Raw genomic sequence first — 23,848 nt, forward strand, 5'->3', positions numbered from 1 at the left:
ATGTTACATATTCCAAGGCTTACTTAAAGTTAACACTTCAGCCATTTCTTTACTTTTTAAACGTCCTTTTTTTCTATTTTCTGCACGCTCTGAACCAGTTGTATGTAGCCAATGTTCTTCCTCTGTTTCAGGGATTACTTGTGGTACAGATGAAGGTTTTCCGTCTTTTAATGCGACAAATGTAATGAAACACGTTGCGGCCATTCTACGCTCGCCTGCTAGTAGATCCTCTGCAATTACTTTTACGAAAACTTCCATTGAAGATTTTCCTGTATAACATACGAATGCTTCATAACAAACAGAATCTGCTTGGTGAATTGGAGTTAAAAAATCAACGGAATCGATAGATGCTGTTACGCAATGTTTGCGGCTGTGTCTCGCAGCTGCAATTGAAGCTATACTATCAATTTCTGCTAATAATTTCCCACCGAAAAGTGTTTGGTGATTATTTAAATCGTTAGGAAAAACACGTGTTGTTTTAATTGCTTTTGATTCTCGCATGAATTTCTTTTCCATATATTCATCCCCTATTTTCTGTTTTCAATCAGAGTGACATGTGTAAGTGGAGTACCCATATTAGATATTTAATGAAGTAAAGTGTTCCAAAAGAGGATTATCCCACTATTTGCGGGCTAATAGTCAGTGGGGGATGAACAAAACCCCCGTGGATTAAAGTTTCACTTTATTGAAATTTCTGTATTTGTATTCATGTAACTGAAAGAAAATTTATCATATATAAAATGTAGTGTAAAAGAGGATTCGCTTACATTGCAAGTGAAAAAGTAATGACTATGTATTTGTCATAGAAATTCCCTATTAACCTTGTGCTTATTCATGATAGAATCGTTTTGTTATGAATGGAAATAGAGGTGCAATGGACATATGAATCATATAAGAACAAATTTTTCGTCTTTCTTCAGTAAAATAATGATTGGTGCGATGCTCGCATTTTTTGCCTATAGTTGTTGGTCGGCTTTTGAAACAAGTAAGCAATTTTTTGGAGGAAGTACAACAAGTATAACAATTGTATTAGTGATTTTTGTTATTCTTATTTTGTTAGTAGCATCAATTTTGCAATATCGTTTTACAGATAAACAATTTCTTGTTTTTCTTATAAGCATATCTACAGTTGTAAGACTTATCACAGTTCTATTTGTAGATGTTCCAATGATAGGTGATATGAAAGCTATGTATGAGTCTGCAAAGCAGATTGCAATTGGCAATAATATAGAAAATATAGCACAGTTACCTTTTATTATTTATGAATCGATCATCATTCGTATATTTGGTGATACGGTATTCGCTTTACAATTATTTAATATTTTATTTTGTACAGGAACTGCATTTTTCATTTATCGCATTGCGTCAATGGTCTTTGGAGAAGAGTGTGGTCGTATTGCATCAATGTTTTACGCTTTATATATTCCAAATATATTTATAAGTTCTGTATTAACGGCGGAATCACTCGCAATATTTTTATTTTATTGTGCTTGTTACATATTTTTATATAAGGGATTAGACCATCCTTATATGTGGGTAATTTCAGCCATTTTATTTGCGCTTAGCAATATGATTTTCCCAATGGGGTTATTTTTACCTATTTTTATAGTTGTATATGTGCTGTTAATTGAATTATTTCAATCAGCAACGAAACAAAAATTACTATTAAAAGTGATGGGAATACTTATTCTGTTTTATAGTACTCATTTTGGTGTGAGCTATGGTATCAAGATGATGGGAATGTCACAGTATACGATTTCTAATCAGACTTATGTTCAATCTGTTTTAATTGGAAAAAGTCAAAATGAAGAAAAAATATCCAAAAATAAAAGTGTAAAAGAGCACATTGATCAAGAGTTAACAGAAATGGAAGTAGAAAGATTTAAACTGTTAAAACCAGTTATTAACCAGCTTTCAGACGAGGGAATAAATTCTATTATTTTTAAATGTGAAAAGCTTATATATATAGTGGTGACATTATTTATGGCCATAGCTTTATTACATTTTCTAATTAAGAAACAGCAAAATGAAGGATATATGTTGTTTGTATTATTAATTACCGGATACGTGTCGTTAAGGCTCTTCCGAGTAGATATGGCATATTATAATATTATTATGCCAGCTTTGTTTATTTTACAAAGCTTTGGTGTTTATATGAGTTATTTTTACTGCCAAAAAATATTTTTCAGAAAATAAAAGAATCCATTTTGGATTCTTTTTTTGTAGATGGATGATAAGGATGAATGTAAAGCGGAGATGACGAATCTCCACTTTATATCGATTCGTCTTATCGGTTTAGTTCTAGTTGTAAATTATCCGCTGTTAAGGCCATTGTTGAGGAATCGTCTTGAATACTCTTCATTACTTGTGAGATAGTCTCTAATTCATTTTCAATTTTTTTATTTTGTTCTTTAGAGTTAGACATATCTTTTACGATTTCTTGGAAATATTGATCTGTCGCATGCATACTATCTGTCCCTTCAGATACGAGAGAGCTTATTTGTTCCACGGAAGAAGAGACGTGTATAATTTGTTCATTAGTTTTTTCAACGAGTTTTGTAACGTTGGAAATTGATTCTTTCGTTTGCTCTGATAACTTTCGGATTTCTCCCGCTACGACTGAAAAACCTTTACCAAATTCGCCAGCACGTGCAGATTCAATAGCAGCATTTAATGCTAGTAAATTTGTTTGCTCGGCGATTGATTTTACAATATCAATGATTTCGTTAATTTTGTTAGAAATATCAAGAAGTTCATGAGTATCAGTAATGATAGTTTCCATATTCGTTTGGATGCTTTCCATTCGTTTGTTTTGCAGATTTAATTGTTCTTTTCCTTTATTGGCCTTTTCTTCTGATGTCGTAGCTAATGATGTACCTGTTTTTGCAATTCCTACGATACTTTCTGATTTAGATGTTAACTGTTGAATAGAAGAGCTTGTTTTTTCAGATACTGCCGCTAGTTCTGTTGCAATATGTGTAATCGTCATAGTTGTCAGTTCTTTTTCTTTTTCATGTTCTTTTTGGATTCTTTCATATTCGGATTCATAAGCTGCAATAACAAGTTCTTGTTCTAATGTGAATAATTTATTTATTACGTTTATAGAATAAGAAAGATCTTCTATCGTTGAAATTTTCGTTTGCAAAATCTTTATGACGGAGCGGAATAATTCTTGATAAGCAGCGGTATACCATTTTCTATGTAAACCAATTTGTACGTGCCTTTTTGCAATTTTAACACGTTGTTCAATAAAATCTTCATTCATATTCCCGCTGAACAATTCTTTAATATGTGTCTTTAAAGTTTGTTTTAATTTGGGAATAGAGCTGTAGCGTTCAATAACAGCAATTAAATTAGGTTGTTTTGTGATGTTGGTGTAGAATTTTTCTGTTATCCAATCTATTTCCTCAAAAATAAATGGCTGTAATACTTTAACAATTTGTAAATCTTCCTTTGAAATATGTAGCATATCCATTTGAGTTTTTAGTTCAGAATTAGCAGGCACGTTAAATATGATTTGTTGGCCTTTGCTTAATTCAATTATACTGGTGTTTGTTTTATTTTTTTTAAAAACCCCAAGCATCATTCTTCCCCCTGTTTATAAAACGTTTTCATTTTTTTGTTCTAATGTAATTATATATTTTTATATACAATTACTCTATAGTATATGGAATTGTATATAAATTAAGAGAATTCTATGTAGAATTCTCTTAATGGCCTTTATTAATTTTTGCATGTGTTTTAAAGAAAACTGGGAAATGTACATTATATATTACGGTGACTACACGAATAACGAATGTTATTAATAAACAGACATAGAAAGCTAATATGTGTGCCCCCATTGCATGTGTAATTAAGAAACTAACTGCTCCTAGAATAGAAGCAATTGCATATATCTCTTTTCGGAATACATACGGGATATCTTGAGCGCAAATGTCACGTAAAATACCGCCCCCAATACCTGTAATAACTCCCATTGAAACGACTAAAAACGAGGCGTCAACGTGATGTGACATTGCTGCATTTGCACCAATAGCTGTAAATACCCCTAAACCAACAGCATCAGAAAGCATAATAACGACTTGAAGTTTATTAATGCGCTCAAAAAACATACATGTGAATAATGCTGATAGTACACTTACGAAAAAGTAAATGGGTTTTACAAATGCGACAGGAGGCAGGTTACCAATCATAATATCACGAATAATACCGCCGCCGAGCGCAGTAGCTACAGCTAAACAAAGGACACCAAATAAATCTAGATCTTTTTTTAAACCAACTAATGTACCAGAAATGGCAGCGGCGATAATGCCAAGAAACGTAAATATATCGATTAATAACATGGCTTTAATTCCTTCCTCTTAAAGATGTTCCAGAGAAAAAATATACACTAAAGTTTTGGAAATAACAATTACTTTTCGCTACATGTAGAAAAATGGATGAAATAGCTAAAGAAAGCGTTTGAAAATGCTTGATAAGTAGCAATAAAGTAAAGCGAAAAAGTGTGGAAAGATTAATAGTATAGTTTTTTGATGTAGCTTAGTTGGAGGGATGGTACAATAAGATAAGTCCGATTTGTACATTTGTATAAAGTGATAAAGGAATATTTATGTACGGTCGAAAATAAGTGCATATGTGTTAGATAGTTTTTATAGGGAGAGGGAAGGATAGCTAAAGGACAATGTTTTCGGTTACTAATAATGCTGGACTTGACTAGTTTCGGCATGAAAAATAGTTCTCAATTTAAATATGAGTTATGTTATAATTGCTAGGTGTGTTTAAACAGTAGAAAACTATGATTAAAAGATAATGTGAAGATTTTGTATGGAGGTCTTGGAATGTTAGCAAATCAAGCTAGGGTTAGATTTGAGCATTTTTTGCTCTTTTTTATTATTTTACAGCCTGTTTTAGATTTATTAACGTCTCTTAGCATTGAGTTATTAAAAGTAAATGCGACAGTTGGAATTATGGTGAGATTCCTCATTATGGCAATGGGCGGTATCTATATTTTAATTCAGGCAAAAGAAAGAGAAAATAGGAAGTTTTTGATTTATCTTGTATTACTAGGAGCTGCATTAGGAATAGGGTTTATTAATAACAAGTTAATCAAGAGTCCTATTGTACTCGCAGAAGAAGTTAAATTCATTGGAAAAGCATTGTATATATATATTATGCTTGGTTCATACATTTTAGCTTTAAAATCACTAAAGAAAACAGTAAATATTAGCGATAAAGTTAGAAATAACATTATGTATTCAACATTAATTATTAGTGCTGTTATGGTTATTTCTATTACGACAGGTACAGATTTCGGTAGTTATGAATGGATGAAAGTTGGTTCCCGAGGATGGTTCTATGCAGGTAATGAACTAGGGTCAATCTTAGCTATTATTTTCCCTATCGTGGTACTATATTCTATTCAAAAAACAAAGAGCGTGAAAAACGTTTTATATTGGATTCCATCGCTTTTAATGATTTACTCGTTAATTCAAGTTGGTACGAAAGTAGGGATGGGCTCAATTGGTGCTACGTTAGCAGCAGCAATCGGGATTATCGTACTACAATTATTATTTGATAGAAGAAATCCAAACAAAAGGTCTCTTGTACTTAATGGATTAATCGCTATTGTCCTATTAGCTGGTGTTGTCGGAACGTTTAAAATGACGCCATTAGCACAAAATATGGGTATTCATAACAACTATTTATCAGAACAAAATGTAGCGCAGCAAGGTCAAAAAGAAAAAGAAATTAAAGAGAAAATTAAAAAAGAAGAAAAACAACATAAAGTTGAGAAACCAGAAGAAAAGGCGAAGGTAGAAGCGGAAGTTAAGAAAGAGCTTGAGAAAGAGCAAAAGAAAGAAAATCAAGAAAATCTTATTTTCAGCGGACGTCAAGTATATGAAGAGAGACATAAGCAATTCTTTAAAGAAGCGCCAACGTCACAAAAATTATTAGGAATGGGTTATGCAGGTAACTTTAAGTATAATGAACAAAAGCAACCAGATCCGAAGTTAATTGAAATGGACTTCCATGATTGGTTTTATGATTTCGGAATTATTGGTTTTGCGTTAATGATGATTCCATTTATTTATTACGGCGTAAGAATCCTACTAGCATTTGTTACAAGATTTAAAGAGATATTTAATATAAAATATGGAATGATTACAGCAAGCTTAGTATTAGCATTAGGTATTGCATATATTGCAGGACATATTTTGACAGCACCAGGAGTCGGGATTTACTTTGTAGTGTTGTTAGCTTATCTAATCGTAGATCTAGAAATTGAATGATAAAAATAAAAGCTAACTTTTGTTAGCTTTTATTTTTTAGTACAGTAAAATAAAGATAGATGGAAATGTAGCGAGGATTTAAAGGAGGAAAAAATATGAGGATATTGCATATGAATGCAGGGGCAGAAGATGGTGGAGGAAAAACACATATTATTTCACTGCTCGATCAGTTTCCGGATGGTGAAGTAGAATTAGCAGTATTTGAAGATGGAATTGTTGCGAAAGAAGCAAGAGAGCTAGGAATAAAAGTTCATGTGTTTTCACAAAAATCTCGCTATGATTTATCCATTTTAAAGAACATAAGTGAATTCATTAATAAAGAAAAATTTGATGTAGTTCATACACACGGTCCTAGGGCGAATTTCTTTGTTTCTCTAATGAATAAGAAATTCGCAGCAAAATGGGTTACGACAATTCATAGTGATCCATTTCAAGACTTTACTAAACAAGGCTTAAAAGGCTGGATTTTTACTAAATTAAATTTGAAAGCTTTAAAAAATATAGATTTATTTTTTGTTGTAACGAATAGGTTGAAAAAAAGCTTAGCCACATTAGGTATTTCAAATGAAAAGATGCATGTTATCTATAACGGGATTGAATATGATCAGGAAAAAGCAGATGGCTATAATAAAAAGGAAATGTTTAATATTGATGAAGATGTGTTTACGGCAATCCAAGTAGCGCGTTTGCATCCTGTTAAAGGACATGAAGTTTTATTCGATGCGTTACAACAAACAAAATTGGAGAAAATTAAAGTGTTATTAGTTGGTGACGGGCCGTTAGAAAGAGAACTAAAGGCGTTAGCTACTGAAAAAGGGATTAATGATAAAGTTGAATTTTTAGGGCATCGTCAAGATGTGAAACAATTATTTGCTTCATCACATGTCAATTTGTTAACTTCCCATAGCGAAGGATTTCCATTAGTTTTATTAGAAGCGGCAAATCAACGTGTACCATCAATTGTGACTAGAGCTGGAGAAATTGAACCGTTAATTGCAGATGAAACTTATGGGTGGATTGTACCAACTGGTGATGGAAAAGCATTGGCATCGGCATTAGAAGAGGCGTATGATAAGTGGAAAACTGGAGAGTTATCAGTAATGGGCAAGCATATTTATGAGCATGCTACTATGAACTTCTCACTTCAAAAATTATATGAAGATACGAAAGAAACATATAAGCAATTAATAGCGAAAAACCTTTAATGATAGAGAGGATAGTTAAATATGGCAGTACAAACGGTTGATATTCTAGGTGTTCCTTTTTCTACAATGACAATGGATGAAACGGTCCAATATTTAAAGGAACAACTAGAATTGGAGCAAACTCATACTTTTCAGGTAGTAACAGCAAATCCTGAAATTGTTATGTGTGCAAAAAAGGATGAAGAGTTCCATAAAACATTACTAAATACCGATTTAATTACACCTGATGGTATTGGGGTTGTAAAAGCAAGTGGTATGCTTGGTACACCTGTAAAAGAACGTGTAGCAGGTTTTGATTTAATGTGTAATTTATTTGCGAAGTTATCAGAAGAGAATAAACCAGTATCTGTTTTCTTATTAGGTGCAAAACCACATGTTGTACAAGCCGCGGCTGATCATTTAACGAAGACATATTCGGCTGCATCTATCGTGGGGATACAAGATGGATATTTTAAACAAGAAGAAGAAGAGAATATTGTTTCACGTATTCAAGAGGCAAAACCAGATCTATTACTTGTTGCACTTGGCTTTCCAAGACAAGAAAACTTTATCCAAAACAATAAGCATCGTTTAGAAACGAAAATGGCTGTTGGAGTAGGCGGTAGTTTAGATGTGTGGGCTGGAGAGGTAAAGCGTGCGCCAAAATGGATTCAATCTATTCATTTAGAGTGGTTTTACAGATTATGTAGTAATCCAACACGTTGGCGTCGTCAGTTAGTATTAGCTGAATTTTTAAAAGAAGTAATGCGTTCAAAAAAGTAGCGGAACATCGCTACTTTTTTTTATTTGTTTATTTTTGATAAACATTTTACTTTGTGGGAATGATGAAGGAGAATTTTTATAAGAAAGTATTTTACTTATGCAATACACACATGTAAAATGATGTGTAAAGACACCTGTGTAAGGAGGACTTCTTGTGAGCAAGGTAAAAGAAATTTCGAAGCGAAAGCTACTTGGTATAGCAGGGCTTGGCTGGCTATTTGATGCAATGGATGTTGGAATGCTTTCATTTGTAATCGTAGCACTCCAAAAAGATTGGGGATTAAGTACTCAAGAAATGGGTTGGATAGGTAGCGTTAATTCAATTGGTATGGCAGTAGGAGCGCTCCTTTTTGGGATACTATCAGATAAAATAGGACGGAAATCAGTCTTTATTATTACATTATTACTATTTTCTATCGGTAGTGGTTTAACTGCTTTAACGACGACATTCGCGATGTTCCTCGTTTTACGCTTTTTAATTGGTATGGGACTTGGCGGGGAACTTCCAGTTGCATCTACTCTTGTATCAGAAAGTGTTGAAGCGCACGAACGTGGAAAAATAGTTGTACTATTAGAAAGCTTTTGGGCTGGTGGTTGGTTAATCGCAGCTCTTATCTCATATTTTGTTATTCCTAAATACGGTTGGGAAGTTGCTATGGTATTAAGTGCAGTTCCAGCGTTATATGCTTTATATTTAAGATGGAATTTACCCGATTCTCCAAGGTTCCAAAAGGTTGCAAAAAGGCCATCTGTTATTGAAAATATAAAATCGGTTTGGTCTGGAGAATATCGTAAAGCAACAATTATGTTATGGATTCTATGGTTTTGTGTGGTCTTTTCCTATTATGGAATGTTCCTTTGGTTACCTAGTGTAATGGTACTAAAAGGCTTTAGTTTAATAAAAAGTTTTCAGTACGTACTCATTATGACTTTAGCTCAACTCCCAGGATATTTCACAGCTGCATGGTTTATTGAACGTCTTGGTCGTAAATTTGTATTGGTTACGTATTTAATTGGTACAGCATGTAGTGCTTATGTGTTCGGAATTGCGGATTCATTAACAGCATTAATAGTGGCGGGTATGTTACTATCCTTCTTTAATTTAGGTGCTTGGGGTGCATTATACGCTTATACACCGGAACAGTATCCAACAACTATTCGCGGTACAGGTGCAGGAATGGCAGCTGCATTTGGGCGTATTGGTGGTATTCTTGGACCACTATTAGTAGGGTATTTAGTTGCTTCACAAGCCTCACTATCGCTAATATTTACGATTTTCTGTGGATCAATTTTAATTGGGGCACTTGCTGTAGTTATACTTGGTCAAGAAACGAAACAGAGGGAATTAGTATAAAGAGAAACCTTAATCAGTGGTGTTTTGTCCATCAACCACTGATTATTAGCCCGCACCAATCGGGATAAAAGAAAAGGGGAACCAAAGTGGTTTCCTTTTTTCTGTTTTTTTAGATAAATAATGGTATAGTAAGAAAAAGGGAATGTTTCTTACTAAAGCGAATGTATACAACAAGACATATGGACAAAGGAATTAGGTGGCTGGATAAATGAAAATCTTACTTATCATGGAAGAAACAGAAGAGCGAAGAAAATTAGTTGAGAACTTTACTGAAAACATTCGAAATGTAGAATGTTTTGAAGCGAAAACTGGAACAGAATCTTTGCTAATAATGAAAAAACATACACCTGATTTTGTTTTTTTAAATTCGCAATTAATGGATGGTACTGGTTTTGAATATTCGAGTTTGTTACGAGAAGTGAATTGTTATACGAAATTTATTTTTATTGGTGAGGATATAGAAGAGGCAATTACAGCTTTTCGTTTCCAAGCATTTTATTATTTATTACGACCATTTCGTGAAGAAGATTTACAATTCATTTTATATAAAATGGGAAAAGAACAAGGTGAGAAAGCAAAGAGTCATCTGCGTAAACTGCCGATAGAAGGCCATGAGGGGATTAGATATATTCTCCCGAAGGATATTGTATATATTAGTAAAAATAAGGAAAATAAAACCGTTTCAATTTATACAACGAATAATCAGTATATTTCAACATACACACTCCAGGAATTAGAAAATAAACTAAATGCATATGATTTTTTACGTGTACATAAAAGCTATTTAATTAATATGTCATATGTACAAGAACTTAAACCTTATTATAATGGCACGTATAATTTGCATTTAGACAGGTACGATGAGCAACCGATTCCAGTAAGCCGTAATTATGTAAAACGGCTTCGAAATAAAATTGAGCTATGACAAGTAATGAGAGAATTTTAACATAATAGCCTAGAAATCCTTCATGATAAGGAGGATTTAAATTAAATATTCAGAAAATTTAGTACAATCTCCTCTAAGAAGTAGTAATGGGGGGATTGTACGTGAAAACATTGAAATCAATTTTACTTTGGGGAGTTATTGCAGCGGTAGGAGCATCTGCTTTTGGTGTAATAGCTTTATCACAAGGTGAGACAATTAATGCTGTATGGCTATTAGTTGCTGCTGTATCAGTGTATGCGATTGCTTATCGCTTTTATAGTAGATTTATAGCAAGGAAAGTTTTTGGCCTAGATAATAATAGGCAAACGCCTGCTCATACGTTAAATGATGGGAAGGATTATGTTCCAACAAATAAATGGGTTTTATTCGGACATCACTTCGCTGCGATTGCAGGGGCAGGTCCTTTAGTAGGACCAATTTTGGCGGCGCAGATGGGGTATTTACCTGGGACTATTTGGATTATTGTTGGGGTAGTTATTGCCGGAGCTGTACAAGATTTTGTAATTTTATTTGCTTCAATGAGACGTAATGGTAAATCATTAGGAGAAATGATTAAAGATGAAATTGGTCCTGTTACAGGATTAATTGCGATGATTGGTATTTTAGGTATTATGATAATTTTATTAGCAGTATTAGCTTTAGTAGTTGTGAAGGCACTTGTTGGAAGCCCATGGGGAATGTTTACAATCGCAGCAACAATTCCAATTGCTATTTTAATGGGAGTTTACATGCGTTACATTAGACCAGGGCGAGTAGGGGAAGGATCAGTAATCGGTATTGTTCTACTAGTCCTATCGCTCATTGGTGGACAGTATGTAGCAGAAAATCCAACACTTGCAAGTATGTTTACTTTTAGTGGTGAAACAATTGCTATTATGCTTATCGTATATGGATTCATTGCATCGGCATTACCAGTTTGGATGCTCCTTGCACCACGTGATTATTTAAGTACATTTTTAAAAATAGGAACGATACTTGGATTAGCAATTGGTATTTTAATTGTAGCTCCAGATTTGAAGATGCCGGCAGTATCTAAGTTTATTGATGGAACAGGCCCTGTCTTCTCCGGGAATTTATTTCCGTTCTTATTTATTACAATAGCTTGCGGTGCTGTCTCTGGATTCCACGCTCTCGTTTCATCAGGTACGACGCCGAAAATGATTGAGCAAGAAGGTCATGCACAGCCAATTGGTTATGGGGCAATGTTAATGGAATCATTTGTAGCGGCGATGGCTATGATTGCAGCTTGTGTATTAACACCAGGAACTTATTTTGCAATTAATAGTCCAGCAGCACTGATCGGAACAGATGTATCACAAGCGGCTCAAGTTATTTCTTCGTGGGGATTTGCTATTACACCGAATGAATTAAAAGAACTTGCTGTTAACGTCGGAGAACAGACCATTTTATCACGTACAGGTGGCGCACCAACATTAGCAATTGGTATGGCACATATATTTTCACAAGTAATAGGTGGAACGGCGATGATGGCATTTTGGTACCATTTTGCCATTCTTTTTGAAGCACTATTTATTTTAACAACGATTGATGCTGGAACACGTGTAGGACGATTTATGATTCAAGATATTTTAGGGCATGTGTACAAGCCGTTTGCGAAAACAGATTCCACAATAGCGAATGTGGTTGCTACAACGTTATGTGTATTAGGCTGGGGGTACTTCTTATATCAAGGGGTGGTTGACCCTCTCGGTGGAATTAATACGCTATGGCCACTTTTCGGTATTGCAAATCAAATGTTAGCGGGGATTGCACTATTACTTGGAACGACAATTTTATTCAAAATGGGGAAAAAGGCATACGTTTGGGTAACGCTTATTCCGACTATAGGATTACTTATTGTAACGATGACAGCTGGTTATCAAAAGTTATTTCATGAAAATCCTAAAATAGGATTTCTATCACATGCGAAAGTATTTCAGGGAGCATTAGATGATGGTAAGATATTAGCTCCAGCTAAAAATGTTGCGCAAATGAAAAAAATTATTTTTAATGACTATATTGATGCGGCACTTTGTGGAATTTTTATGATAGTTGTAATTGCTGTATTAATTTCTGCAATTCGAATTTGGATTCAAGTATTAAGAAATAAGCCAATGCCATTAAAAGAGGCACCATATATTCCAAAAGATGAAAGTGAGTCGAGGAACTATGCTTAAAAATTTACGGAACGTATGGGGAAAGAGAAAGCAATTTATTAGTTTACTTGTCGGAGTTCCAAGTTATGAAACGTATGTAAATCACATGAAAATAAATCATCCAGAAGAGAAAATTTTATGTCAAAAGCAATTTTTTGCTGAGGCACAAGAAGCTAGATTTAATGCAAAAGGCGGAAAAATATCACGATGTTGTTAATGGAAGGGGCGAAATTTCGTCCCTTTTTATTTTGTTGTTCCACGTGGAACAACAAAATAAAAAAGTTTGGGAATTATAGGGATTTCGTAATACAATAACATATGGAAAGGGATAGATGGAAAAGAAAAAGTAGGGAGATTATTTTATGTTCAGAGATCTATTTGTAAATATGACAATTATTCTTTCCTTTATCTTTGTAGGTGGTCAGCTTTTAAGAGATAAGCCGTTAAAAGAGGGATTCGCTGTTTGGCAAAAATGTGTAGTAGGTATTTTTACTGGGATATTAGGTGTATTATTAATGCATTTTGGTGTACATATTGAAGATAGTCTGTTGGATTTACGTTACTTGGCAGTTATTTTGGCAGTTATAATTGGGGGGCCGATAGCCAGTAGTATAACAGTTGCTATCATTTTAATAACTCGGCTACTTTTTACTGATTACTCTTTAGCCTCTGAATTGGCTTGCTATACCATCATAGTAACCGGAATTGGTATTGTCTTCATTTGGCGGATGAAAATTTCTATATTTACAAAGTGGATATGGCTTAATGTGTATAGCTTGTCTATTTTAATATTACCACTGTCTATTTTATTTAAGGATGTATCTGTAGTGGTATTATATTTTGTTTGTAGTATTGTTGCAGGATACATCACATTTGTAAGTGCAAGTTACGTATTGCAATCCAATGAATTATTTCAAACGATGAGGCATTATGCAACGATAGATGCATTAACGAATCTAGGAAATGTAAGACAGTTTGATTTAGAGATGAATCGTCATATTGGTAACAAACATATGAAGAATGATTCACTTTGTTTATTGCTTATAGATATTGATCATTTTAAGTATGTAAATGATACGTACGGTCATCCTGCTGGAGATGAAGTGTTAAAACAACTAGGGCGTATTTTGTTAGAAAATACACCATTCCCAAATTTAGTCTTTCGAAAGGGTGGCGAAGAGTTTGCTCTGTTGTTACCGAAAAAAATGATAGCATTTGGAACTCGTATAGGGGAACAAATTCGACTAGCAGTTGAAAAGCATTCATTTCAACTGCAAAATGGGGAAAAAATTAAAATTACAGTTTCTGTTGGGCTTTCAGAATATAAAAAATCACCTGAGCAATTTATTCAATCAGCGGATGATGCGTTATATTATTCAAAAAGAAATGGTAGAAACAAGGTTAGTTCAGCATCATAGGAATTTGGGGAGTACTTTAAAACATTTCTGTAAAGTAATTAAAACCCACAGAACAATAAATGTTCTGTGGGTTTTAATCTATTTTTAAATTTATTAATAAAAAGCTTTATGTTAGACAAGTTCTTTCGGTGCAACGAATTTGCGGTATGCACCGTGATGTGTTGGTCCTACATATTCGTTAATCTTAAATGAATGACGAATTGCAGCTGTGATGAATTCTTTCGCAGTTTTTACTGCTTCTTTCACCGTTTTTCCTTTTGCAAGTTCTGCTGTAATTGCAGCAGAATATGTACAACCTGCACCGTGTGTATTTGTCGTATCAATCTTTTCTGATTCTAGAAGATCGAATGTTTCGCCGTCATATAACACATCAATAGCAGTTTCTGTACCTAGTTTGCTACCACCTTTAATCAGTACATATTTAGCGCCTAAAGCATGGATTTTTTTTGCAGCTTCTTTCATGTCCTCAAGAGAATTAATTTTCACACCACTTAATTGATATGCTTCAAATAAGTTTGGCGTTACGACTAATGCCTTCGGAACAAGAACGTCACGTAAGCAGTCATTTGTTTCAGGATGTAACGCTTCATCCGCTCCTTTACATACCATAACAGGATCAACTACTACATTTTCGAAATTGTGCTTTTCAATTGTTTCCGCAACCATTTCGATAATTTCTAATGATCCAAGCATACCCGTTTTTAAAGCATCTACGCCAACGCCTTCAATTGTCGTTTCTAATTGTGGTTTTAATGTAGAAGCTGGGATTGGGAATACGTTATGTGCCCAACCGTTATGTGGATCCATCGTTACGATTGTCGTAAGAGATGTCATTCCGTATACACCAAGTTCTTGGAATGTTTTTAAATCTGCTTGTATACCAGCACCGCCACTTGTGTCAGAACCAGCGATAGTAAGTGCCTTATTCAATGTCATTATGAAAGCCCCCTCAAGTGATATAATGAAAACTATGTTTTCACCATTATATCAATGTTACGAATAAGTACAAAGTGAAAAGTAGATGATTTATGTTAAGTACTATTTAAAATCTTGTATGTAGGAGACGAATTATGTTTCAAGAGAATCGTACAAATGAATTAGTTATATTAAAAGAGATTGCAGAAACGTTGAATACCTCAAATGATACATATCACGTACTTCAAGCTGTGCTGGAAAAGCTGTTGAATGTAACGGGTTTAACGACAGGATGGATTTTCCTTGCGGATGAAAATGGTAGATATACAAAATTAATTGATTACCAATTACCAGAGGGATTGAAATTCGAAAATAAACGACCGATGTGTGAGGGGAATTGCTGGTGCTTACACCGCTTTGTGGAAGGAAAACTAGAGCGAGCAGTTAATATTATTGAATGTAAGAGAATTAATAATGCGATTGAATACAACTGGGGAGATACAGAAGGGATTGTACATCATGCGACAGTACCGCTAAAAGCGGGAGAAGATGAATTTGGCGTGTTAAATGTAGCTAGCCCAGGTAAAACGCATTTTTCGGAAGAAGAATTAGTACTATTACAATCAGTTGCCTTTCAAATTGGAACGGCATTAAAGCGTACAAAACTGTATGAAAATGAAAAGAGAAGAGCTCATTATTATGTAAAGTTAGAACGCTTTATTCAAGCTTTAAGGACAATTCATAAATTTAATGCATTACCAGAAGAGATTGTAATGCAAATAGGGAGCTTATTTCTATGGGAGCAAGTTGTATTCTTTATTAGAGAAGAAAATGAACTAGCTGTGAGAGCTTCTTATAAGAAAGGTGAACTACAAGATGATTTGAGGGCAGCAGCACAGGAAGCGTTGGAAAAAGAAGAGTCTGTCTTGTCAAAGCGTCAGGTTGGGAATATAGAGCATCCCAATAGGGCAGTTATCGCTATTCCGATACATATTCAAGATCATATATTTGGAGTATTAAGTGTAAGTTCTAATAATGGAGAATTTGATATAAATACGATAGATGTAGTACAAGCGTTAGCAAATCATATTTCATTAATGATAGAGAACTTAAGATTAAATGAAAAACGCCGCGAACTTGTACGAATGGAAGAGCGTAATCGTTTAGCTAGAGATTTACATGATTCTGTTTCACAAAAGTTGTTTTCATTAACGTTTATGACGAAAGGCGCTGAAGCTGTCTTAAAGGGTCAAAATGAAAAGGTAGATCAGTCTTTGTATGAGATGCGTGAATTAGCACAAGGTGCCTTAAAAGAAATGAGGACATTAATTTGGCAGCTCCGTCCGGCTGGATTAGAGAAAGGGTTATTACCAGCTTTAAAGCAATATGGTGAAAGTTTAGGATTGAAAATTCGGGAACAAGTTACAGGTGTACGTGATTTGCCGCGTGTAGTAGAAGAAGCGCTATGGCGAATTGGACAAGAAGCTTTAAATAACGTAAGTAAGCATGCGAATGTAAGAGAAGCGACGATTTATTTCAAAGTGACGGAGAAAAATGTATCATTAGAAATAGTCGATCAAGGAAATGGGTTTGTAGAAAAGGATATAAAAGAGAAGAAATCACTCGGTATGACTACGATGCGTGAAAGAGTAGAATTAGTTGGTGGAACAATTAAAATTGTAAGTAGTAAGAAACGAACGAGTATAAAAGTAAATGTACCATTATGATGTGAAAATGAGGGAAGTTTGTGAAAATAAAAGTATTGTTAGTTGATGATCATACAGTTGTTTTAAAAGGATTAGCATTTTTTCTAAGCACACAGGAAGATTTTGAATTAGTTGGTGAAGCAAATAATGGGAAAGAGGCGCTAGTGAAAGTAGGCGAAACAAGTCCAGATGTCGTATTAATGGATTTATATATGCCTGAGATGGATGGAATTGAGGCAACAGCTTGTATTAAAAAAGAATATCCAAACGTGAAAGTAATTGTATTGACTAGTTTCTCTGATCAAGCTCATGTATTGCCGGCACTAAAAGCTGGGGCGAGCGGTTATATTTTAAAAGATATCGAACCAGATCAGCTTGTTGAAGCTATTCGAAGCGCGTATAAAGGTAATATTCAATTACATCCAGATATAGCAAATGCCCTTCTTTCTCAAACATTACCACAGGAAGAGAAAGAAGAAGAACCTTCCGTTCAAGTGGATGTATTAACAGCGAGAGAAAATGAAGTATTGCAGTTATTGGCGAAAGGGATGAGTAATAAAGAAATTGCTTCTGTTTTAGTTATTACAGAAAAAACGGTAAAAGCTCATATGAGTAGTATTTTGAGTAAGTTACATTTATCCGATCGCACACAAGCAGCATTATATGCAGTGAAAAATGGAATCGTATAAGACAAAAGTCGTAAGACCTAGTTCGCCTTTAGAAGGTGGACTTTTTTTATGGAAAAATACGTCTATGTGAGGACGTAATTGTTTTGATATAAAGATAAAATGTATTTGTAAGCAACAATAATTATAAGGGAGTACCCTTTTTCGTAAGTGATATATAACAACATAAGAGTGAGTAGTAGGAGGAAAAACAATGGCAACAGTTTTATTTGTAAAAGCAAACAACCGCCCAGCGGAACAAGCAGTTAGTGTGAAATTATACGAGGCATTTTTAGCAAACTATAAAGAAGCGCATCCAAATGATACAGTGGTAGAACTTGATTTATATAAAGAAGAATTACCATATGTAGGCGTAGATATGATTAATGGTACATTCAAAGCAGGTAGAGGATTTGATTTAACAGAAGAAGAAGCAAAAGTGGTAGCAGTTGCTGATAAGTATTTAAATCAATTCTTAGAAGCTGATAAAGTAGTTTTCGGTTTCCCATTATGGAACTTAACGATTCCAGCCGTATTACACACGTATATTGATTATTTAAACCGTGCTGGTAAAACGTTTAAATATACACCAGAAGGTCCAGTTGGGCTTATTGGAGATAAGAAGATTGCATTATTAAATGCACGCGGCGGCGTATATTCTGAAGGACCAGCAGCTGAAATGGAAATGGCTGTAAAATATGTAGCGAGCATGATGGGCTTCTTCGGTGCAACAAACATGGAAACAGTAGTTATTGAAGGACATAACCAATTCCCAGATAAAGCAGAAGAGATCATTGCAGCAGGTCTTGAAGAAGCGGCTAAAGTAGCAAGTAAATTTTAATTAAAAATATAATCGTCACTCGAAAAAACAGCATTAACATTTACATGTTAATGCTGTTTTTTTATATTAATTTGTAGTTTCGTTATGTTTAGGAAGCGGAAATGCATTCCCAATCGCTGCTGCCCCGAGCATCGGTAATAATAAATTGAGCGGGAAAAACATGAGTAATAGTAATGTTATAGCTATTGGTTTTCTTAATGCATAGCTTGAAATAGCTGTCGTGACGATGGCTACAGAAGCTATTGGATCTATAGGGATAATAGAAGCTATAGCATATCCGATACTTGATCCAGCAAATATAATTGGGAAAATATGTCCGCCGCGCCAACCCGTATTTAAACAAACGGCAGTAATACATAACTTTAAAACTCCTGAAAGAAGTAGTACCGAGAAGGATAAATGGCTCCATTCAACGACTAAATCTTTTAATTGATGTTCCCCTGAAAATAACGTGTACGGGAGAAAAGTTCCTGTAACCCCTAATAAAATACCGCCTATAATTCCAAGTGACACCTTGTATTCCCTGAAGGGGTGGATTAATTTCTCTAATGTGAATTCTAATTTGAAATAAAAGAAACCAACTATAGCACCAATGCTAGCAAGTGGTAGAAAGGCGATCCATTCATTAAGAGCAAGAGACCCTTCCCCAAAATCAACAATAAAGGATCCACGATTATCGAGTTTACTAAGCAATAAGTAAACGGAAAAACCGGCAAAAGTGGTAGCTAAATATACAATTGCTTTTTTTCCTTTCGAAAATTCATTAATTTGTTCACCCTCATTTTCATTCGGAGCTAAGTAACCGAATAATGGTGCATTAAAAATTACACTTAAAGTAGCACCAATTCCAACCTCTGTTAGTTCATTCATTCCCTTTAAAGCAAAATTAAAGCGATCTCCTACCCATGTACAAAGTCCACCGATAATTCCAACAAGTGCTGCTTCTGGGCCTAAACTAGCTCCAAATATTAAAACGATAATCGCAGTTAAAGTAGCTTTATGTACAAAACTGTATTCGATTCTACCTGTTTTTTTATATTCAGCCATCACTTCGGGCATAAGACGTGGATATGTACCGAAGTATTTTTGTGTTAAACCAACGAGGATACCACCGATGATTGTTACACAAATGGTGTAATAAGGCGGAGAAGAGAAAATAGTAGGTAAGTATCCCCAAATAAAGTGAATTCCGATATTTATTGTAACTAAAAATAACCAGACTGTAGCTCCTACTATAGAGCCTAAAAGAATGCCATATAGGACGAGTATATAGTGCATGTCCTTTTTATTTGTCATGTTGTACCTCCGTTATGTAAATTTTCATGTAGAAAGGATTAAATATGCTAGTGTGAAATGAATTGAATATATATAGTATCTTTTTGAGGGTTTGGCTTATTCAATATATTGAAATCTCATGAAAATTTGAAACCAACGCGGTTAAACCACTTATTTAATTTTATATATTGATCGGAGTTTTTAAAAGGTCTTTTTCAAATGAATATGGAATATATTTCTTTTGTTGTTTATATTAAATTCCTCGCATTTAATTTAGAACATTCAGAAAAACCATTTGACATCAGGAAATTATTGCTATAAAATCAACGGTAATTGCATAGTCTTATCAAGAAAAGGTGGAGGGACAGGCCCGATGAAACCTTGGCAACAGCCGTATAACGGAATTGTGCCAAATCCTGCAGGTAATAATCCTGAGAGATAAGAAAGAGCCTTAGAGCGTGTTTTCAAACTGCTCCTTTCTTGTTTTCAGGGAAGGGGCAGTTTTTTATTTTGGATAAAGTGAAACTTTAATCAGTGGGGGCTTTGCCCCTCCCCCGCTAATTATTAGCCTTCATCAATCGGGCAGTTATCTCCCACCTAACTTCCTCGCATTTGCCGAATTTGGAGGTGGGAGTCTTACTGCCCGCAAATAGCGGGATAAAAGAAAGGAGAATGAGAGATGGGAGAATCATGGGGGAAAGGAACGATTTGTGTGCAAGGTGGCTATACGCCAAAAAATGGTGAGCCGCGTGTTTTGCCACTTTATCAAAGTACAACGTATAAATACGATACGTCAGATGATTTAGCAGCACTATTTAATTTGGAGGCAGAGGGATATATATATACGCGTATTGGAAATCCTACTCTAGCCGCATTTGAGCAGAAGTTATCAGATTTAGAAGGCGGTGTAGGGGCTGTTGCAACAGCTTCTGGGCAGGCAGCCATTATGCTTGCGGTTTTAAATATTTGCAGTAGTGGAGACCATTTACTTTGTTCTTCAACTGTTTACGGAGGAACGTTTAATTTATTTGGAGTGAGTTTGCGAAAGCTGGGCATAGATGTTACGTTCTTTAATCCTAATTTAACGGCAGATGAAATTGCGGCACTTGCTAATGATAAGACAAAACTCGTTTATGCAGAGTCGTTAGGAAATCCAGCAATGAACGTTTTGAATTTCAAAGAACTTTCAGCGGCAGCAAAAGAATTAGAAGTACCTTTTATCGTTGATAATACATTGGCGACGCCTTATTTATGCCAGGCGTTTGAACATGGGGCAAATATCATTGTCCATTCTACAACGAAATATATTGATGGCCATGCAAGTTCTCTAGGTGGGATTGTAATAGATGGAGGGAACTTCGATTGGACAAATGGAAAATACCCTGAGCTTGTCGAACCTGACCCGAGTTATCATGGCGTAAGCTATGTTCAAAATTTTGGAGCAGCAGCGTATATTGTGAAAGCACGCGTTCAGTTATTAAGAGACTACGGAAACTGTATGAGCCCATTCAATGCATATATTAGCAACATTGGCCTTGAAACATTGCATTTACGAATGGAGCGTCATAGTGAAAATGCTCTCGAAGTTGCTAAGTGGCTTGCCAATCATGATCGCATTGAATGGGTGAATTATCCAGGATTAGATAGTAATGAAAATTATTCGTTAGCACAAAAGTATTTGAAAAAAGGTGCTAGTGGAGTTTTAACATTTGGTATTAAGGGCGGATTAGAAGCAGCGAAAGAATTTATCGCAAATGTAAAGCTTGCAACTCTTGTAACGCATGTAGCTGATGCAAGAACTTGTGTAATACATCCTGCTAGTACGACGCACAGACAATTAAGCGCAGAAAATCAGCGTTTAGCTGGCGTTACATCTGATTTAATCCGTTTATCGGTCGGTATAGAAGATGTTTCTGATATTATTGCAGATTTAGAAGCGGCACTAGTCGGAGGCAAACAACATGCCGATCATAATTGATAAAGATTTACCAGCTCGCAAAGTATTGCAGAAGGAAAATATTTTTGTAATGACGAAGGAGCGAGCAGTAACACAAGATATACGTGCTTTGAAAATTGCTATATTAAATTTAATGCCTACAAAACAAGAAACAGAGGCGCAATTACTTCGTTTAATTGGAAATACACCGTTGCAATTAGATGTTCATTTACTTCATATGGAATCGCATCTGTCTCGCAATGTAGCGCAGGACCATTTAACGAGCTTCTATAAAACATTCCGTGATATTGAGAATGAAAAATTTGATGGACTCATTATTACAGGAGCACCAGTTGAAACTCTTTCTTTTGAAGAAGTAGATTATTGGGAAGAGCTTGGACGTATTATGGAGTATTCAAAAACGAATGTAACATCTACGCTTCATATTTGCTGGGGGGCACAAGCTGGTTTGTATTACCACTATGGTGTGCCGAAGTATCCTCTTGCGGAAAAAATGTTTGGTGTATTTGAACATGAGGTTCGCGAGCAACATGTGAAATTGTTACAAGGGTTTGATGAAGTGTTTTTTGCTCCGCATTCTCGTCATACAGAAGTACGAGAGAGCGATATTGAAAAAGTGAAAGAATTAACGTTATTAGCCAATTCTGAAGAAGCAGGCGTTCATCTTGCTATTGGGCAAGAGGGAAGGCAAGTTTTCGCACTCGGACATAGTGAATACAGTTGTGATACGTTAAAGCAAGAATACGAACGGGACTGCCAAAAAGGATTAAATATTGATGTGCCAAAAAATTATTTTAAATATAATAATCCAAATGAGAAGCCAATTGTTAGGTGGAGGAGTCATGGGAATTTATTATTCTCTAATTGGCTGAATTATTACGTGTATCAAGAAACCCCTTATATATTGTAAATGATTGTATAACACGTGGTAGCGTTTTATTTGTAAAGATTAACCTTTATTTTTCTCAATATTCAAAATACATTGTTTTTCAGATTTTTTGTCTATATAATGGCATCTAAACACAATTTTTGAGGGGTGGACAGTATTATGAAAGAAATTCAAGTGGGGTTATTAGGTCTTGGGACAGTTGGTAGTGGTGTAGTTCGTATTATTACAGATCATCAAGAACGACTTATACACCAAGTAGGTTGTCCAGTGAAAGTAACGAAAGTATTGGTGCAAAACATTGAGAAAGAGAGAGAAGTAGACGTGCCTTCTACTCTATTAACACAAGATGTGAATGAAATTTTAGATAATCCTAATATTGATGTTGTCATTGAAGTAATGGGCGGCATTGATGATGCAAAAGCATATATTTTACAAGCTTTAAAAAGCGGGAAGCACGTTGTGACTGCAAATAAAGATTTAATGGCGTTACACGGAGCGGAACTCTTAGCGGTAGCAAAAGATAATCAGGCTGATTTATTTTACGAAGCAAGTGTAGCTGGAGGGATTCCAATTTTACGAAGCATCGTAGAAGGACTTTCTTCAGATCTTATTACGAAAGTAATGGGAATTGTAAATGGAACGACAAATTTTATTTTGACGAAAATGTCAGACGAAGGGAGAGCATATAACGACGTGTTAAAAGAAGCTCAGCAGCTTGGATTTGCAGAAGCAGATCCAACATCAGACGTAGAAGGTTTGGATGCAGCAAGAAAAATGACGATTTTGGCTACTCTCGGTTTCTCTACAAATGTAGAGCTTGGAGATGTGAAGGTAAAAGGGATTACTTCTATTACAGCAGAAGATATTGAATATAGTAAGAGCTTAGGCTATACGATTAAATTAATTGGTCTTGCAAAGCGAGATGGCGAGAAATTAGAGGTTACAGTTGAGCCAACGCTACTTCCAAATGCACACCCTCTTGCGGCAGTGCAAAATGAATATAATGCTGTGTATGTGTATGGTGAAGCGGTAGGAGAAACGATGTTTTATGGTCCGGGAGCAGGAAGCTTACCGACAGCGACAGCTGTTGTTTCTGATCTAGTTGCTGTAATGCAAAATATTAGGTTAGGTGTAACAGGAAATAGTGCTGTAGTTCCGCAATATCAAAAGGTACTAAAAGAGCCAGATGAAATTATTGTGAAAAAGTTTTTAAGACTTCATGTGAAAGACGAAATTGGTGTGTTTGCAAAAATTACATCATTGTTCTCTGAGCGCGGTGTTAGTTTTGAAAAGATTATTCAAATGCCACTTGAAGAGAAAGGGAAAGCAGAAATAGTAATTGTAACGCATCGTGCTTCTCTTGCGGATTATGAGTACATTCTACATACATTGCAATCGTATGAAGAAATAGATTGTGTGAAGGCAAATTATCGAATTGAAGGAGATGCTAAGTAGTATCTTTTCTAATA

20 protein-coding genes, 1 pseudogene and 1 riboswitch are annotated in these 23,848 nt (G+C 35.0%); of the genes and pseudogenes, 15 read left to right on the top strand and 6 right to left on the bottom strand.

Annotation, left to right across the window (positions count from 1 at the left end):
* Nucleotides 1–3 precede the first annotated feature (3 nt).
* On the bottom strand, nucleotides 4–516 hold the full coding sequence (locus tag JFU54_RS04850) for an acyl-CoA thioesterase (protein WP_000412118.1): 513 nt from the start codon (nucleotides 514–516) through the stop codon (nucleotides 4–6).
* Nucleotides 517–882: 366 nt separating this feature from the next.
* Between JFU54_RS04850 and JFU54_RS04855 the strand changes: the two genes are divergently transcribed.
* Entirely contained in the window at nucleotides 883–2,196 is a 1,314-nt protein-coding gene (locus JFU54_RS04855; RefSeq protein ID WP_201063826.1) for an ArnT family glycosyltransferase, read from the top strand.
* Between the two features lie 91 nt (nucleotides 2,197–2,287).
* On the opposite strand, the gene JFU54_RS30350 is transcribed toward JFU54_RS04855, so the two are convergent.
* From JFU54_RS30350 to JFU54_RS04865, 3 genes and pseudogenes are all read right to left on the bottom strand, one after another.
* The gene (locus JFU54_RS30350) at nucleotides 2,288–2,989 is read right to left on the bottom strand and encodes a methyl-accepting chemotaxis protein (RefSeq protein ID WP_002184479.1); all 702 of its coding nucleotides are present in this window, start codon (nucleotides 2,987–2,989) and stop codon (nucleotides 2,288–2,290) included.
* 99 nt (nucleotides 2,990–3,088) lie between these two features.
* A pseudogene (locus tag JFU54_RS30355) lies at nucleotides 3,089–3,586 on the bottom strand (protoglobin family protein); the annotation flags it as partial.
* A gap of 124 nt (nucleotides 3,587–3,710) precedes the next feature.
* Nucleotides 3,711–4,343 carry a trimeric intracellular cation channel family protein gene (locus JFU54_RS04865; RefSeq protein ID WP_002016412.1) on the bottom strand — a complete coding sequence of 211 codons (633 nt, stop codon included), beginning with the start codon at nucleotides 4,341–4,343 and terminating at the stop codon, nucleotides 3,711–3,713.
* 495 nt (nucleotides 4,344–4,838) lie between these two features.
* Between JFU54_RS04865 and JFU54_RS04870 the strand changes: the two genes are divergently transcribed.
* The 8 genes from JFU54_RS04870 to JFU54_RS04905 all read left to right on the top strand — a co-directional run bounded on the left by JFU54_RS04870 (nucleotide 4,839) and on the right by JFU54_RS04905 (nucleotide 14,131).
* Nucleotides 4,839–6,290 (top strand): O-antigen ligase family protein, encoded by a 1,452-nt coding sequence (locus JFU54_RS04870; RefSeq protein ID WP_012262070.1) that lies wholly within the window; start codon nucleotides 4,839–4,841, stop codon nucleotides 6,288–6,290.
* Nucleotides 6,291–6,385: 95 nt separating this feature from the next.
* Nucleotides 6,386–7,495 carry a glycosyltransferase family 4 protein gene (locus tag JFU54_RS04875; RefSeq protein WP_201063829.1) on the top strand — a complete coding sequence of 370 codons (1,110 nt, stop codon included), beginning with the start codon at nucleotides 6,386–6,388 and terminating at the stop codon, nucleotides 7,493–7,495.
* Nucleotides 7,496–7,516: 21 nt separating this feature from the next.
* A complete protein-coding gene (locus JFU54_RS04880) occupies nucleotides 7,517–8,257 on the top strand; it encodes a WecB/TagA/CpsF family glycosyltransferase (RefSeq protein WP_002016406.1) in 741 nt (246 codons plus the stop codon).
* A 154-nt stretch (nucleotides 8,258–8,411) separates the two neighbouring features.
* Nucleotides 8,412–9,611 carry an MFS transporter gene (locus JFU54_RS04885; RefSeq protein ID WP_002016404.1) on the top strand — a complete coding sequence of 400 codons (1,200 nt, stop codon included), beginning with the start codon at nucleotides 8,412–8,414 and terminating at the stop codon, nucleotides 9,609–9,611.
* Nucleotides 9,612–9,819: 208 nt separating this feature from the next.
* Nucleotides 9,820–10,536, top strand: a complete 717-nt coding sequence (locus JFU54_RS04890; RefSeq protein WP_201063830.1) for a LytR/AlgR family response regulator transcription factor — start codon at nucleotides 9,820–9,822, stop codon at nucleotides 10,534–10,536.
* A 122-nt stretch (nucleotides 10,537–10,658) separates the two neighbouring features.
* Nucleotides 10,659–12,734, top strand: a complete 2,076-nt coding sequence (gene cstA / locus JFU54_RS04895; protein WP_201063832.1) for a carbon starvation CstA family protein — start codon at nucleotides 10,659–10,661, stop codon at nucleotides 12,732–12,734.
* Nucleotides 12,727–12,930 (top strand): YbdD/YjiX family protein, encoded by a 204-nt coding sequence (locus tag JFU54_RS04900; protein ID WP_002130134.1) that lies wholly within the window; start codon nucleotides 12,727–12,729, stop codon nucleotides 12,928–12,930. Before cstA ends, JFU54_RS04900 begins: the two co-directional genes overlap by 8 nt.
* Before the next feature lie 145 nt (nucleotides 12,931–13,075).
* Entirely contained in the window at nucleotides 13,076–14,131 is a 1,056-nt protein-coding gene (locus JFU54_RS04905; protein ID WP_201063834.1) for a diguanylate cyclase, read from the top strand.
* A gap of 111 nt (nucleotides 14,132–14,242) precedes the next feature.
* Here JFU54_RS04905 and pdxK read toward each other — a convergent pair whose 3' ends face one another.
* Complete coding sequence (gene pdxK / locus JFU54_RS04910) at nucleotides 14,243–15,067, bottom strand: pyridoxine/pyridoxal/pyridoxamine kinase (RefSeq protein ID WP_201063835.1); 825 nt, start codon at nucleotides 15,065–15,067, stop codon at nucleotides 14,243–14,245.
* Between the two features lie 134 nt (nucleotides 15,068–15,201).
* On the opposite strand from pdxK, the gene JFU54_RS04915 reads away from it, so the two are divergent.
* The 3 genes from JFU54_RS04915 (at nucleotide 15,202) to JFU54_RS04925 (ending at nucleotide 18,258) form a co-directional block, all read left to right on the top strand.
* Complete coding sequence (locus JFU54_RS04915) at nucleotides 15,202–16,773, top strand: GAF domain-containing sensor histidine kinase (protein ID WP_002016395.1); 1,572 nt, start codon at nucleotides 15,202–15,204, stop codon at nucleotides 16,771–16,773.
* A 20-nt stretch (nucleotides 16,774–16,793) separates the two neighbouring features.
* A complete protein-coding gene (locus tag JFU54_RS04920) occupies nucleotides 16,794–17,441 on the top strand; it encodes a response regulator (RefSeq protein WP_002016393.1) in 648 nt (215 codons plus the stop codon).
* Nucleotides 17,442–17,631: 190 nt separating this feature from the next.
* Nucleotides 17,632–18,258 carry an FMN-dependent NADH-azoreductase gene (locus tag JFU54_RS04925; RefSeq protein ID WP_002167303.1) on the top strand — a complete coding sequence of 209 codons (627 nt, stop codon included), beginning with the start codon at nucleotides 17,632–17,634 and terminating at the stop codon, nucleotides 18,256–18,258.
* A 66-nt stretch (nucleotides 18,259–18,324) separates the two neighbouring features.
* Here the strand turns inward: JFU54_RS04925 and JFU54_RS04930 are convergent, their stop codons facing one another.
* The gene (locus JFU54_RS04930) at nucleotides 18,325–19,554 is read right to left on the bottom strand and encodes a chloride channel protein (RefSeq protein WP_201063837.1); all 1,230 of its coding nucleotides are present in this window, start codon (nucleotides 19,552–19,554) and stop codon (nucleotides 18,325–18,327) included.
* Between the two features lie 319 nt (nucleotides 19,555–19,873).
* Nucleotides 19,874–19,978, top strand: a riboswitch (SAM riboswitch).
* A gap of 234 nt (nucleotides 19,979–20,212) precedes the next feature.
* Between JFU54_RS04930 and JFU54_RS04935 the strand changes: the two genes are divergently transcribed.
* The 3 genes from JFU54_RS04935 (at nucleotide 20,213) to JFU54_RS04945 (ending at nucleotide 23,834) form a co-directional block, all read left to right on the top strand.
* Entirely contained in the window at nucleotides 20,213–21,511 is a 1,299-nt protein-coding gene (locus JFU54_RS04935; RefSeq protein WP_002068601.1) for a bifunctional O-acetylhomoserine aminocarboxypropyltransferase/cysteine synthase, read from the top strand.
* Nucleotides 21,495–22,400: a homoserine O-acetyltransferase MetA gene (metA, locus tag JFU54_RS04940; protein ID WP_201063839.1), complete on the top strand. Its 906-nt coding sequence runs from the start codon at nucleotides 21,495–21,497 to the stop codon at nucleotides 22,398–22,400. The genes JFU54_RS04935 and metA overlap by 17 nt, the downstream gene beginning before the upstream one ends.
* 138 nt (nucleotides 22,401–22,538) lie before the next feature.
* Complete coding sequence (locus JFU54_RS04945; RefSeq protein WP_002184491.1) at nucleotides 22,539–23,834, top strand: homoserine dehydrogenase; 1,296 nt, start codon at nucleotides 22,539–22,541, stop codon at nucleotides 23,832–23,834.
* The last annotated feature ends 14 nt before the right edge of the window (nucleotides 23,835–23,848 follow it).

Origin of the sequence: Bacillus sp. TH19, assembly GCF_016651075.1 — a bacterium.
In the GTDB taxonomy this organism is placed as follows: domain Bacteria; phylum Bacillota; class Bacilli; order Bacillales; family Bacillaceae_G; genus Bacillus_A; species Bacillus_A mycoides.

What these genes read in the sequence shown, in the direction of transcription:
- JFU54_RS04850 (WP_000412118.1), bottom strand. Translation starts at nt 516, where the DNA reads ATGGAAAAGAAATTCATGCGAGAATCAAAAGCAATTAAAACAACACGT.
- JFU54_RS04855 (WP_201063826.1), top strand. Translation starts at nt 883, where the DNA reads ATGAATCATATAAGAACAAATTTTTCGTCTTTCTTCAGTAAAATAATG.
- JFU54_RS30350 (WP_002184479.1), bottom strand. Translation starts at nt 2,989, where the DNA reads ATGACGATTACACATATTGCAACAGAACTAGCGGCAGTATCTGAAAAA.
- JFU54_RS04865 (WP_002016412.1), bottom strand. Translation starts at nt 4,343, where the DNA reads ATGTTATTAATCGATATATTTACGTTTCTTGGCATTATCGCCGCTGCC.
- JFU54_RS04870 (WP_012262070.1), top strand. Translation starts at nt 4,839, where the DNA reads ATGTTAGCAAATCAAGCTAGGGTTAGATTTGAGCATTTTTTGCTCTTT.
- JFU54_RS04875 (WP_201063829.1), top strand. Translation starts at nt 6,386, where the DNA reads ATGAGGATATTGCATATGAATGCAGGGGCAGAAGATGGTGGAGGAAAA.
- JFU54_RS04880 (WP_002016406.1), top strand. Translation starts at nt 7,517, where the DNA reads ATGGCAGTACAAACGGTTGATATTCTAGGTGTTCCTTTTTCTACAATG.
- JFU54_RS04890 (WP_201063830.1), top strand. Translation starts at nt 9,820, where the DNA reads ATGAAAATCTTACTTATCATGGAAGAAACAGAAGAGCGAAGAAAATTA.
- JFU54_RS04900 (WP_002130134.1), top strand. Translation starts at nt 12,727, where the DNA reads ATGCTTAAAAATTTACGGAACGTATGGGGAAAGAGAAAGCAATTTATT.
- JFU54_RS04905 (WP_201063834.1), top strand. Translation starts at nt 13,076, where the DNA reads ATGTTCAGAGATCTATTTGTAAATATGACAATTATTCTTTCCTTTATC.
- pdxK (WP_201063835.1), bottom strand. Translation starts at nt 15,067, where the DNA reads ATGACATTGAATAAGGCACTTACTATCGCTGGTTCTGACACAAGTGGC.
- JFU54_RS04915 (WP_002016395.1), top strand. Translation starts at nt 15,202, where the DNA reads ATGTTTCAAGAGAATCGTACAAATGAATTAGTTATATTAAAAGAGATT.
- JFU54_RS04925 (WP_002167303.1), top strand. Translation starts at nt 17,632, where the DNA reads ATGGCAACAGTTTTATTTGTAAAAGCAAACAACCGCCCAGCGGAACAA.
- JFU54_RS04930 (WP_201063837.1), bottom strand. Translation starts at nt 19,554, where the DNA reads ATGACAAATAAAAAGGACATGCACTATATACTCGTCCTATATGGCATT.
- JFU54_RS04935 (WP_002068601.1), top strand. Translation starts at nt 20,213, where the DNA reads ATGGGAGAATCATGGGGGAAAGGAACGATTTGTGTGCAAGGTGGCTAT.
- metA (WP_201063839.1), top strand. Translation starts at nt 21,495, where the DNA reads ATGCCGATCATAATTGATAAAGATTTACCAGCTCGCAAAGTATTGCAG.
- JFU54_RS04945 (WP_002184491.1), top strand. Translation starts at nt 22,539, where the DNA reads ATGAAAGAAATTCAAGTGGGGTTATTAGGTCTTGGGACAGTTGGTAGT.